General features: G+C 40.9%; 8 protein-coding genes and 8 tRNA genes. 13 read left to right on the top strand and 3 right to left on the bottom strand.

The window, feature by feature from the left end; genetic code table 11:
- The first annotated feature begins 92 nt into the window (after positions 1–92).
- Positions 93–2,369 (top strand): acyl-CoA dehydrogenase, encoded by a 2,277-nt coding sequence (locus H5180_RS19285; RefSeq protein ID WP_182758878.1) that lies wholly within the window; start codon positions 93–95, stop codon positions 2,367–2,369.
- A 68-nt stretch (positions 2,370–2,437) separates the two neighbouring features.
- On the opposite strand, the gene H5180_RS19280 is transcribed toward H5180_RS19285, so the two are convergent.
- A complete protein-coding gene (locus tag H5180_RS19280; protein ID WP_392352533.1) occupies positions 2,438–2,833 on the bottom strand; it encodes a hypothetical protein in 396 nt (131 codons plus the stop codon).
- A gap of 187 nt (positions 2,834–3,020) precedes the next feature.
- Positions 3,021–3,989 (bottom strand): cysteine synthase A, encoded by a 969-nt coding sequence (gene cysK / locus H5180_RS19275; RefSeq protein WP_145242300.1) that lies wholly within the window; start codon positions 3,987–3,989, stop codon positions 3,021–3,023.
- Between the two features lie 423 nt (positions 3,990–4,412).
- On the opposite strand from cysK, the gene H5180_RS19270 reads away from it, so the two are divergent.
- The 12 genes from H5180_RS19270 to H5180_RS19215 all read left to right on the top strand — a co-directional run bounded on the left by H5180_RS19270 (position 4,413) and on the right by H5180_RS19215 (position 9,969).
- Positions 4,413–5,564, top strand: a complete 1,152-nt coding sequence (locus H5180_RS19270) for a dicarboxylate/amino acid:cation symporter (protein ID WP_182758877.1) — start codon at positions 4,413–4,415, stop codon at positions 5,562–5,564.
- A 108-nt stretch (positions 5,565–5,672) separates the two neighbouring features.
- On the top strand, positions 5,673–6,323 hold the full coding sequence (gene uvrY / locus H5180_RS19265; RefSeq protein WP_016707677.1) for a UvrY/SirA/GacA family response regulator transcription factor: 651 nt from the start codon (positions 5,673–5,675) through the stop codon (positions 6,321–6,323).
- 9 nt (positions 6,324–6,332) lie between these two features.
- Entirely contained in the window at positions 6,333–8,156 is a 1,824-nt protein-coding gene (uvrC, locus tag H5180_RS19260; RefSeq protein WP_182735608.1) for an excinuclease ABC subunit UvrC, read from the top strand.
- A 42-nt stretch (positions 8,157–8,198) separates the two neighbouring features.
- Complete coding sequence (gene pgsA, locus H5180_RS19255) at positions 8,199–8,744, top strand: CDP-diacylglycerol--glycerol-3-phosphate 3-phosphatidyltransferase (RefSeq protein ID WP_145242294.1); 546 nt, start codon at positions 8,199–8,201, stop codon at positions 8,742–8,744.
- Between the two features lie 216 nt (positions 8,745–8,960).
- Positions 8,961–9,036: transfer RNA gene (locus H5180_RS19250), tRNA-Gly, on the top strand.
- 26 nt (positions 9,037–9,062) lie between these two features.
- Positions 9,063–9,136 (top strand) — tRNA-Cys (locus tag H5180_RS19245).
- Positions 9,137–9,172: 36 nt separating this feature from the next.
- Positions 9,173–9,259 (top strand) — tRNA-Leu (locus H5180_RS19240).
- Positions 9,260–9,325: 66 nt separating this feature from the next.
- A tRNA-Gly gene (locus tag H5180_RS19235) sits at positions 9,326–9,401 on the top strand.
- Positions 9,402–9,440: 39 nt separating this feature from the next.
- A tRNA-Leu gene (locus H5180_RS19230) sits at positions 9,441–9,527 on the top strand.
- 150 nt (positions 9,528–9,677) lie between these two features.
- Positions 9,678–9,753 (top strand) — tRNA-Gly (locus H5180_RS19225).
- 18 nt (positions 9,754–9,771) lie between these two features.
- Positions 9,772–9,845: transfer RNA gene (locus H5180_RS19220), tRNA-Cys, on the top strand.
- A 37-nt stretch (positions 9,846–9,882) separates the two neighbouring features.
- Positions 9,883–9,969: transfer RNA gene (locus H5180_RS19215), tRNA-Leu, on the top strand.
- 933 nt (positions 9,970–10,902) lie between these two features.
- Here H5180_RS19215 and H5180_RS19210 read toward each other — a convergent pair.
- A complete protein-coding gene (locus tag H5180_RS19210; protein WP_182758876.1) occupies positions 10,903–12,324 on the bottom strand; it encodes a sodium:alanine symporter family protein in 1,422 nt (473 codons plus the stop codon).
- Positions 12,325–12,619 lie beyond the last annotated feature (295 nt).

The raw sequence follows: 12,619 nt of genomic DNA, 5'->3' as shown, positions 1-12,619 counted from the left end.
CAGGCAATGCGAGTTTACAGTGGCATTGTATTTATTAAAGGATCGGTCATAATTAAGTCAATCTGTTTTATTAATTAATAAGGATAGTTTCCATGTCAGTGTTTATTTTGTTACTGGTGTTGGTGATAGTTATTTTTGCGGTTAAAGATATCCGCTTAAATCTCGTCAGTCGCCCGACATTTAAAATGTTTAAAAAGGTATTACCGCCGCTTTCGCAAACTGAGCGTGAAGCGATGGAAGCGGGCGACGTGTGGTGGGATGGAGAACTATTTAGTGGCAATCCTGATTGGCAACTACTTCACAGCTACCCAAAGCCAGAGTTGAGCGAAAAAGAGCGAATATTTTTAGACAATGAAGTGGACACACTGTTGGCAATGCTTGATGACTATCACATTGTGCAAAAAGATAAAGACTTGCCAAAAGAAGTATGGGATTACCTAAAGACCCAAGGTTTCTTTGCGCTGATCATTCCCGAGAAATTTGGCGGACGCCAGTTTTCAGCAATTGCAAACTCAACCATCGTAGCTAAAATCGCCACTAAAAGTTTAACAGCTGCAGTCACCGTGATGGTGCCCAACAGTTTAGGCCCTGGTGAATTACTATTACATTATGGTACAAAAGAGCAGCAAGAGCGCTGGTTACCTTCACTTGCGAAAGGGGATGATGTGCCGTGTTTTGCTCTAACAGGCCCTGAAGCCGGCTCTGATGCTGGCAGTATTCCTGACTCTGGCGTAGTGTGTAAGGGTGAGTTTGAAGGCCAAGAAGTTGTAGGCTTACGATTAAATTGGTCAAAACGCTATATTACGCTTGCACCCGTAGCAACGGTTCTTGGACTTGCTTTTAAAATGTATGATCCAGATGGATTACTTGGTAAACATAAAGAGCTAGGTATAACCTGTGCGCTGATCCCAACAGATCACCCTGGTGTGGAAACGGGTGAGCGCCATTATCCATTGAATATGGCGTTTATGAATGGCACAACCTACGGTAAAGATGTATTTATTCCTCTTGATTGGATCATTGGCGGTCATAAAGGGGCAGGACGAGGTTGGCGGATGTTGGTTGAGTGCTTAAGTGCCGGGCGCGGTATTTCATTACCAGCATTGAGTAGTGCAACAGGGCATTTATGTGCCCGTATGACATCGGCCTATGCAATGGTACGTCAACAATTTGGTGTTTCTATCGGGCAGTTTGAAGGCGTGCAAGAGGCGCTGGCTCGCATTGGTGGACTAACCTATAGTCTTGAATCATGCCGCTTAATGACTGCCGGAGCCATTGATTTAAAATTAAGCCCATCAGTGGTGACTGCGATTGCCAAATATCATATGACAGAGATGGGCCGTACGGTAATGAATGATGCTATGGACATTCATTCAGGTAAGGGGATCCAAGTGGGGCCAAATAACTATTTAGCGCACGGTTATATGGGCATTCCAGTATCAATTACCGTTGAAGGGGCGAATATATTAACCCGTAATCTGATGATCTTCGGTCAAGGTGCAACTCGTTGCCACCCATTTGTACTCAAAGAAATGGAAGCCGCAGCAATGGAAGATGACGATCTCGCGTTAAAAGAATTTGATTCATTATTACTGCAGCATATTTTATTTGCCGCTACTAATGCGAGTATGGCTTTTATACATGGATTAACGCGAAGCTATTTTGCAAAATCGCCCGTTTGTGGTGAGACTGCTTCATATTATAAGCAATTAGGGCGTATGAGCCGAGGACTTGCCTTTAGCACTGATGTGGCAATGTTAGTACTTGGTGGTGAGCTTAAACGTAAAGAGATGATTTCAGCGCGTTTAGGGGATGTCTTAAGCCACTTATACTTAGCATCTTGTGTATTAAAACGTTTTGAAGACGAGGGGCGTCAACAAGCTGATCTTCCGTTCGTAAAATATGCGGTTGAATTGTCACTGTTTGAAATTGGCCAAGCATTTGACGGTTTTTTCAAAAACTTTTCAAACCCGGTTATTAACTTCATCCTAAAACGTATTGTATTTCCGCTTGGTAATCATTACCAGCGCCCAAGTGATGAACTTGCACAAACAATTTGTGAGCATATGACGCAACCAGGGGTATTTAGAAACCGCTTAACTCATTTATGTTATGTGGATGATAAAGCGGGTACTGGTGTGATGGAGAATGCATTTATAGCGATGCATGATACCAGCGCCGCCTTCAAACGATTGAAGAAATGGCAACGTGACGGAACACTTAACCGTAATGCTGATATAGCAACTGCAATCGACAGTGCGCTTGAAAAACAGTTAATAACTGATGAGCAAGGCGAAAAGCTACATGCTGCAAATAACCTACGCAAACAGGCTATTGCGGTAGATAATTATCAGCCAGGTGAACTGTAATAGCGAAAACTAACAAGCCTTGCTGCGAGCAAGGCTTGTTAAGTGGTCTAAATATTTAATATAAAGCGTTAGCGTGCAAATGGATCGGCATTGATTTTATCAACGTACCAATTGCCTTTTTTACGCACCATTTTTACGCTGCGCATATCATCAACTTTATTCCCATTGAAGTGGCCTGTGAAAATAAGGTTGATATTGGCTGTATCGCCATATTGTTCTCTTAAACTCATATTAGTCATATCAACTTCAATTACTACATCATCGTATTGCATGTTGACTAAATTGCGGGCAAATTGTTTTGAGGTGCCGTAAGAGTTCATGATCCGCGCCATTTTAGGTGTGGCCATAGTACTGGCTTTGCTTAGGTCGTTTTCGTTATAAAGCGTATCAAAAAATAGTGCAGCGCTATTTCCTGGAGTATTTTTTTCACCTTTTGGTGAATCTTCATTTCCACAGCCGCTCATTAGCAGTAAAAATGTAGCAGTGCAAAGAGTTATAAATGATTTCATTAGATAAATAGATTTATTAGTGATGATTTAGTGTGTGACGAAATGCGACAGATGTAAAGTTTACGGTAAGAATTAGTGATGTGAATGCAATAAATAATAAAAAAGGATGCAGTTTGCATCCTTTTTCAAAAGCTATTTAAACTTATTGAACCAGCTCTTGCTCTGAAAACTCTTCAGCAAAAAGTGGGCTTGATAAATAACGCTCAGTTGCACTAGGTAAAATTACTACGACATTTTTACCTGCATTTTCAGGTAACTCCGCAATGCGCTTTGCTGCAACAACCGCAGCGCCAGATGAAATACCAACTAATATACCTTCTTTTTTCATCAGCTCATGAGCCATTGCTATACATTCTTCATTAGACACTTGCTCTACACCATCGATCATTGATAGGTCTAAATTACCAGGAATAAAGCCTGCGCCAATACCTTGAATTTTATGTGGCCCAGGTTTAATTTCTTCACCCGCGAGTGTTTGGCTGATCACTGGCGAATTAGTTGGTTCAACAGCGATTGACTTTACATTAAGGCCTTTTTCAAGTTTCAAATAACGGCTGACACCAGTAATTGTACCTCCAGTACCCACACCAGCCACAAAGAAATCAACTTTTCCATCTAATGCATTAAAGATTTCTGGGCCTGTTGTTTCAAAGTGAATTTTAGGGTTTGCAGGGTTTTCGAATTGTTGTAATAAAATAAACTTTTCAGGGGCTGATGCTTGAATTTCCTTTGCCTTAGCGATCGCACCGTTCATACCTTTAGCACCATCTGTTAAGACTAAATTAGCACCTAATGCTTTTAGTAACTTACGACGTTCAAGACTCATGGTGTTTGGCATTGTAAGCGTAAGTTTGTATCCACGCGAGGCCGCAACAAACGCCAAAGCGATACCTGTGTTACCTGAAGTTGGTTCAATCAGCTCTTTATCTTTAGTCAGCTCACCTGATTTTTCAGCTTCCCAGATCATTGATGCACCAATACGGCATTTAATGCTAAAGCTAGGATTACGAGATTCTATTTTAGCAAAAACATTACCTGTCGTTACACGGTTTAGTTTTACTAACGGTGTGTTACCAATACTGAGTGAGTTATCTTCAAAAATAGTAGACATAATGTTCCCTTAGGTGCAATTTATTCAATCGTGATCGATTTTTATTGTAAATCGATCTGTAATAGTGACACTTTACTGCTGAATTAAAAAAACTAAAGTAAAGTTTGGCTATAAGATATATCTATTCGGCTTATAACTGGATGAAATAAAAACAGCGACAGCTTGTATGTATAGTTATTAAAACAAAAATACTATCAGGTATGCTGACATAGGATTATTAGGGATACAAATACTGACCAAAATTTATATGCGCTAGATCATAATGAATTGCCTAGTAGATATTATAATGAACAAATTAGACGGGCGTTTAACGCTAAAAGTGATTGTATTTTGTGCAAACAGGCTGTTGTTGAGCGGTTTTATGATACATATAATTAAAAACATGCTAAAACCTCACCCATCAAAATTTATGAAGTGATGACAATGACGTTAATCTTAAAATTAATCGCCGGTATATTGGCCGGTATTTTAGTGGGTTTATATGTTCCACTAACGGGAGTTGAACTCCTTTACACGGTAAAAGAAATAATTGGCCAACTGATCACTTTTACTATTCCACTAATTATTTTATTTTTTATAGCATCAGGTATTGCTGGTTTACCAAAAGGCTCAGGCCATCTGTTAGGTAAAACCGTTGGTTTCGCCTACGGTTCGACCATTATTGCAGGCACATTAGCAGTGATGGTTGTTAGTGCAATTATTCCGTTATTTGATGGCGGTTTAACCTTCGAAGCTGAAATAGCCACCGAAGTGGCAAGTTTTATTGATTTAGAGATCCCACCATTGATGGGTGTTATGACTGCGCTTGCGACAGCGTTTGTGTTTGGTATCGGTATGAGCCAATTAGAGCTAGAGACCTTGAAAAAAGTATCGGATCAGGGCCGCGATGTGATTGATGGTTTGCTAGCAAAAGTTATTATCCCAGCATTACCGTTTTATATTGCAGGTGTGTTTGCTGAGATGACAGTTGCAGGCACTGTTGTTGATACCTTACAAACGTTTGGTGTGGTGTTGATTGCTGCATTAATCATGCATTGGGTATGGTTGACTATTCTTTATATCGGTACGGGTATCTTATTAAAACGCAACCCAGTTGAATTAATTAAAAATATGCTCCCAGCTTACTTTACAGCCTTAGGCACTATGTCTAGTGCTGCGACTATTCCAGTGTCTTTACGCTCAAGCAAAGCAAATAATGTAAAAGAAGATGTTGCTAACTTTACTGTACCTTTGTGTGCGACTATTCATCTATCTGGCTCAACGATCACTATCGTAACTTGCGCGATGGCGGTGATGTTTTTATCACCAAACATGGATGTACCATCATTATTTGGGATGTTGCCGTTTATTATGATGCTAGGTTTGGTAATGATTGCCGCACCGGGTGCTCCGGGCGGAGCTGTCATGTCTGCGCTGGGGTTGTTAACCAGTATGCTCGGTTTCAATGAAGGTGCTGTGGCGTTAATGATAGCGCTTTATTTGGCTCAGGATAGTTTTGGTACAGCCTGTAATGTTACCGGTGATGGTGTAATTGCTTTGTGGGTTGACCGCTTCAGTGAAAAAACGCCATCTTAAATTAGTTATCTGAAACGATAATTGAGTTATCGTTTCAGATTTTCTGTGTTAGTGTGACCAATTAAATTGTCATATTGACGTGCTGTTAGGTTATATGAGGGTGTCCCATTGATTAATGTACTTTTAGTTGATGACCATGAGCTCGTACGAACGGGTATCAAACGTATTTTAGATGATGTTCGTGGGTTTAAAGTAATTGGTGAAGCTAAAACAGGTGAAGAAGCGGTACAATTTTGCCGTCAGCATTCTCCTGATATTGTGCTAATGGACATGAATATGCCAGGTATTGGCGGATTAGAAGCGACCAAGAAAATTTGTCGCTATTGCCCTGATGTGAAAATTATTGTACTAACAGTACATTGTGAAGACCCATTCCCAAGTAAAGTGATGCAAATTGGCGCTCATGGTTACTTAACCAAAGGGGCGGGCTCTGATGAAATGGTTAATGCAATTCGCGCAGTAAATGCAGGGCAACGCTATATTGCACCAGAAATAGCTCAACAAATTGCCCTTGCGCAAGTGACGGGTCGTACTGATGAAAGTCCATTTCAGAGTTTATCTGAACGTGAATTACAGATCATGTTAATGATCACTAAAGGTGAAAAAGTACAAGACATTGCCGAACGCCTTAATTTAAGTTCTAAAACAGTGAACAGCTATCGATATAGAATGTTTGAAAAGCTGAATGTGGGTGGTGATGTTGAATTAACTCATTTGGCTATTCGTCATAAGATGATCGACATCGACAGCGCCCACTAGTGTTGCCCCATGGCAGAATTTGATCACGCCCATTTCTTAAAAACACTATCAAGCGAACCCGGCGTTTATCGGATGCTTGATAGTGATGATAAAGTTATTTATGTTGGTAAAGCTAAAAACCTTAAAAAACGTGTTAGTAGCTATTTTCGTAGCAATGTCACGGATGGCAAGACTCGCGCTTTAGTCAGTAACATTAGTGATATTGACATCACTTTAACCAATACTGAAACCGAAGCTTTACTGCTTGAAAATAACTTAATAAAAAAATATCAGCCACGTTACAATATTTTACTGCGTGATGATAAATCCTATCCGTATATTTTATTAACTGCTCACAAACATCCAAGACTTGCATTTCATCGCGGTAGCCGCAAAGTAAAAGGCGAGTATTTTGGGCCATTTCCAAGCGCTGGGGCTGTCTCTGAAAGTTTGCGGTTAATGCAGAAAATATTTCCTGTTCGTCAATGTGAAGATGCGTATTATCGCGTTCGCAGCCGACCTTGTTTGCAATTTCAGCTAAAACGTTGTTCTGCACCCTGCGTGAATGAAGTGAGTGACGATGAATACAATCAGCAAGTTGATTTTGTACGTAAATTTTTGACTGGCAAATCTCATGAAGTCATCGCAGCGTTGATCTCTAAAATGGAAGCTGCGAGCCACGCTTTACAATTTGAACTAGCGGCTAAAGTACGCGATCAAATAATGCTACTGCGTAAAATGCAAGAGCAACAATCGATATCAGGTAATTATGCCGAAATGGATGTTGTGGGTTTTGCTCATTTAAATGGCCTCAATGGCATTCATTTGTTGATGATCCGCGATCATAAAGTACTCGGTAGCAAAACGTACTTTCCAAAAGTACCGAAAGATTCACAGCCACAAGAAATACTGGCTTCATTTCTTGGGCAATATTATTTAGCGCCAGGTGCAACAGGGCGAATTGCTAAAGAAGTTATTTTGCCATTTGCACTTGATGAAATTGATGTACTCAGTGAAGCATTAAGCCAAGTGAGTGAACGCAAAGTAACTTTAAAAACAGTTACACGCGGTGAGCGTGCGCAATACTTACAGCTCGCTAATAAGAATGCGCTTAATAGTATTACCGTGAAGCAAAGCACTCAGGATTCGATTAATAAGCGTTACGCACAACTTAAAGCGACGTTAGGGCTTGATGATATTAATCGTATGGAATGTTTTGATATCAGCCATACAATGGGAGAAAACACAGTTGCCAGTTGTGTGGTGTTTGATTCGCAAGGACCGAATAATAAAGAATATCGACGCTTTAATGTCACAGGGATCACTGGAGGTGATGATTATGCTGCAATGGAGTTTGCGTTAAACAAGCGTTACAACAAGTTGGTTGACGAAGATAAAATTCCTGATGTGATTTTTATCGACGGTGGTAAAGGACAACTTTCTCGTGCCGAGCAGTACTTTGCTAATTGGCCACATGCAAAAATGCCGCTGTTAGTCGGTGTGGCAAAAGGCACCAGTCGTAGGCCAGGCCTTGAAACACTATTAATTGATGGTGGCCGGAAAACAATCCCAATGGATTCAGACGCACCAGCGCTACATTTGATCCAACATATTCGCGATGAATCACATCGCTTTGCTATTGCAGGGCACCGTAACAAGCGGCAAAAACAACGCACTCAATCACTATTAGAAGAGATAGGTGGTATCGGCTCGGTACGACGCCAAACATTATTAAAATTTTTAGGGGGCATGCAGGGAGTAAAAGCTGCTAATATAGATCAATTAAAGCAAGTACCCGGGATCAGCTCTGACATGGCTGAGAAGATATTTAACCATTTGCATGACAAGGGCTAGCCCTTCGTGCGAATATAGAAAAAAAGACATCCCCAAGTAGTTATGTGGAATATTCCAAACACACTCACAACATTTAGACTTTTTCTTATCCCCATTTTTTTGGTGGTATTTTATCTGCCTTATTCATGGGCTTTCTTTGCTGCAGCTTTTATTTTCTGGCTTGCATCGATCACTGATATTCTTGATGGCTATCTAGCGCGCAAGCTTGAGCAGTCTACGCCATTTGGTGCATTCTTAGATCCTGTTGCTGATAAAGTGATGGTGTGTACAGCATTGGTTGCTTTAGCTAGTTATTATCAATCAATGTATATGACTATTCCTGCTTTAATCATAATAAGCAGAGAAATTGTTATCTCAGCACTTCGAGAATGGATGGCAGAGCAAGGCAAGCGTGGTAATGTAGCTGTATCAAATATGGGTAAGTTTAAAACTGCTGCGCAAATGTTAGCTATTATTGGACTCATTTGGCAATACGATAGTTGGATGATGTACTTAAGTTATGGCTTACTTTACATTGCGACCTTCTTAACGGTTACTTCTATGCTGCAATATTTGATAGCAGCGTGGTCTGAATTGACTAAAAATTGACTCTAAACGTATAATAACGCACCGTTTTAGATAAAAAATAATCAAACAGTTCAAAACTAGCATTTTTTGTATTGACGCGTTTAATAATCTCTGTAGAATGCGTCCGTGTTGAGAGGGCATAGCCCCCTAGATAAACAAAGTGACACTGATTAAGTTGCTAGAATGTTTTACCGCGACAAGGTTGCGATGAAACATATTAATACTTACATGCGTTATGCGGCACTAGCTCAGTTGGTAGAGCGCGACCTTGCCAAGGTCGAGGTCACGAGTTCGAGCCTCGTGTGCCGCTCCAGTTTATCAAAGGTTACCCAGTATTGAGGCGGAATGGCAGAGTGGCCATGCACCGGATTGCAAATCCGTTTACCCCGGTTCGACTCCGGGTTCCGCCTCCAATCAACACTCCACACGCTTTAATTAGCAAACTCGATGCCCGAGTGGTGGAATTGGTAGACACAAGGGATTTAAAATCCCTCGACTAACAAGTCGTGCCGGTTCAAGTCCGGCCTCGGGCACCACTTTGTGGTTTAGTTGCATATACCAAATGTAACTTTTAAAAATTTAGTAATTAGAATTAATATGATGCGGCACTAGCTCAGTTGGTAGAGCGCGACCTTGCCAAGGTCGAGGTCACGAGTTCGAGCCTCGTGTGCCGCTCCATATTAGTTTTATCCACTTGCTTTAAATAGCAAACTCGATGCCCGAGTGGTGGAATTGGTAGACACAAGGGATTTAAAATCCCTCGACTAACAAGTCGTGCCGGTTCAAGTCCGGCCTCGGGCACCACTTTAAATTACTCAACCAAGGTAATTTAAGGGCGATAAAAAATATTTCTTACAAAGAATTATATCTAATTATGCGGCACTAGCTCAGTTGCCAGAACGTTTACCGCGACATAGTCGCGCACCAACGTACAAATTACTGACAAAGTTTTATGCGGCACTAGCTCAGTTGGTAGAGCGCGACCTTGCCAAGGTCGAGGTCACGAGTTCGAGCCTCGTGTGCCGCTCCAAATTATTTGTTACATTTAGGCGGAATGGCAGAGTGGCCATGCACCGGATTGCAAATCCGTTTACCCCGGTTCGACTCCGGGTTCCGCCTCCAAATAATTACTCCACACGCTTTAATTAGCAAACTCGATGCCCGAGTGGTGGAATTGGTAGACACAAGGGATTTAAAATCCCTCGACTAACAAGTCGTGCCGGTTCAAGTCCGGCCTCGGGCACCACTTTATATTCACTATTACTTCATTTATACCTACAGCGTAAAAAAACACACCCAAAATTGCTTATCTATCTATCTATTAAATTAAACTTTCACCTTATAGCTTTTGTATGCGTTTAACTTTTATCCATAGCGCGTACGGACAATCTTAATACCAAAATATACGCAAATCACTTTGTTGATTGATGCCAGAGAAATTAGCTTAACTAACACTAATACCAATCTGCATAAAGATTAAGTAAATTTGATCCAATCTCTAGAGCATATAATTTTAACCGTATCAGGGACGGAGATGAATTTATTCCACGCTTGCGAAACCTGTTCGACTATTTCTTCATAACCACTAAATACACGATTAGATAGACAGTGTTGTCGTATCCAACTCAATTGTTAAGGTAGTTTGAAATCCATTTTTGACACTGCCGCGTGCTGTATTTGGCCGCTTAGCAATATTCGTTCTGTTTCCACCCTCAAAGAATAATGAAACAGCAAGCAGGCGTATGCGTTTTCTTGCATTAGGCTCTTTACGTGATAAAACTAAAAGTTGTTTGGATTCTTTTAAGTTCAATTCAGTAAAAGTAGATAAGTATCTGTGCGCTAATTAGATCACATAATTTGGCAGATTGGTATAAAAAGCAGCAGGCTTTACTTTTGTGGTGACGCTTGATAAATGGCCAATGCTGAGAACAGTAAAGCGTCACTATGCCAATTGCAGCCGCATGCATACCCAATAGATTCAGAGCCCCCCCTGTGTGGCACTTCGCTGAAGCATGGTTGAAGCTGTAGCCAGATTTATAAAGCACTCAATAAGGGCCGCGCTTTAGTGATGAATATATTAGACGCTTGTGATAGCAAATCTGAATAACTATTAAGGCATTATTATTTTGATCAAAAAAGGGAGCACATAGGCTCCCTCTTTGATTGTAAATAAGCTTATTTACTTTTTATGCCAAATCCCTTTCGGGATGGTGTGATCAAGCTGAGTATTTTTGGTTGGATCAAATGTTGGTAATTTGCCAGCTTTGCGCTGTGTGGTGTAGTCGTTCGCAAGCCAGATCACCACGCCTGATAACATAAACAGTGCAATAACATTCACGATTGCCATGAGGCCCATCGAAATATCAGCTAAGGTCCAGATCAACCCCAGTTCACTCACAGAGCCAAACATCACCATACCTAATACTACAAGCCTAAAGATCAACATACCATGCTCATGATTATGCTCTAAGAATAATAGATTAGTTTCTGCGTATGAATAGTTAGCAACAATTGAGGTAAAAGCAAAGAATAATATAGCAATCGCAACAAAAATTGTACCCCAGCTTCCAACATGTTCTTCAAGAGCAGCCTGAGTTAATGCAATACCAGTTACACCTGAGTCAGCTACTAATTGATCAGAGAGCAAAATCAGCGCGGCAGTTGCACTACATATAACAACCGTATCAATAAATACACCAAGCATTTGCACATAACCTTGTGAGGCAGGGTGGGGCGGATTTGGCGTCGCAGTCGCTGCCGCATTTGCTGCGCTACCCATACCTGCTTCATTTGAGAATAAGCCGCGCTTTATTCCTTGGATCATTGCTTGCATAACGCCATAACCAATCGCACCGGCACCCGCTTGCTCAATTCCAAAGGCACTATTAATAATACGCATAAATACAGTCGGTAATTGCTCTGCATTAATAGCGCACACATATAAAGCTACAAGTAAGTAAGCTAATGCCATAAATGGTACAACCAACTCTGCAAAGCGAGAAATAGTTTTCAGGCCACCAAATATAATAATGCCAGAGCCAACGACTAGTACTAAACCAACAACATAGTTTGGAATGTCAAAAGCGACTTTAAATGCAGCGGCTATAGAGTTAGATTGCACTGCATTGAATACTAGGCCAAATGCCAATATCAAACAGAGTGAGAAAACCACCCCCATCCAACGTTTACCCAAACCATATTCCATATAATAAGCAGGGCCTCCTCTGAAGTTACCATGTTCATCACGAATCTTATAAGCTTGAGCCAAAGTACTTTCTGCAAAACTCGTTGCCATACCTATTAAGGCAATTAGCCACATCCAGAAAATAGCCCCAGCACCACCTAAATACAGTGCAACAGCAACACCAGCCATATTTCCGGTACCAACACGTGCGGCTAAGGAAGTACAAAAAGCTTGAAAAGATGAAATACCGTTTTTATCACACTGACGAGAATTGAACATGACTTTAATCATGTGGGGGAATTGAACAAATTGAATGAACTTGAGTTTAATAGTAAAAAAGAGTCCTGCCGCTATTAATAGGTAGACGAGAATATGACCCCAAAGCAGCCCACTAATACTATTTATTATATCTATCATGTTATATGCCTAATGAACGAGTTTAAAAAACAGCGGGCAACTTACCATAAGCAAAGCAGATAGTTTAGTGAAACGATGAAAAAAACGAGGTTATCCACAGGTTTCTGTGGGTAAGGTGTCAGTTTCTTTTGGGTATCTTGAGGGTGTAAAATAAATGCGAATTTAATGATAAAAACGCTTGCGTAAAATTCGCCGCGCCCTATAATGCGACCCCACTGAGACGGCAGACAGCAACGCTTAGCGAGGCAAGAGTTAATCAGTTAGTCGAGTAAAACTTGAGTTTAGATTTTTAATA

Source organism: Pseudoalteromonas sp. SR41-4 (genome assembly GCF_014163985.1).
In the GTDB taxonomy this organism is placed as follows: Bacteria; Pseudomonadota; Gammaproteobacteria; order Enterobacterales; family Alteromonadaceae; genus Pseudoalteromonas; species Pseudoalteromonas rhizosphaerae.
The sequence above is the reverse complement of the archived record's forward strand: the minus strand, read 5'-3'. Positions and strand labels throughout refer to the sequence as shown.

Bases quoted from the DNA above. Each gene is read 5' to 3' on its own strand.
- H5180_RS19285 (WP_182758878.1), top strand. From the start codon at position 93: ATGTCAGTGTTTATTTTGTTACTGGTGTTGGTGATAGTTATTTTTGCG.
- H5180_RS19280 (WP_392352533.1), bottom strand. From the start codon at position 2,833: ATGAGCGGCTGTGGAAATGAAGATTCACCAAAAGGTGAAAAAAATACT.
- cysK (WP_145242300.1), bottom strand. From the start codon at position 3,989: ATGTCTACTATTTTTGAAGATAACTCACTCAGTATTGGTAACACACCG.
- H5180_RS19270 (WP_182758877.1), top strand. From the start codon at position 4,413: ATGACGTTAATCTTAAAATTAATCGCCGGTATATTGGCCGGTATTTTA.
- uvrC (WP_182735608.1), top strand. From the start codon at position 6,333: ATGGCAGAATTTGATCACGCCCATTTCTTAAAAACACTATCAAGCGAA.
- pgsA (WP_145242294.1), top strand. From the start codon at position 8,199: ATGTGGAATATTCCAAACACACTCACAACATTTAGACTTTTTCTTATC.
- H5180_RS19210 (WP_182758876.1), bottom strand. From the start codon at position 12,324: ATGATAGATATAATAAATAGTATTAGTGGGCTGCTTTGGGGTCATATT.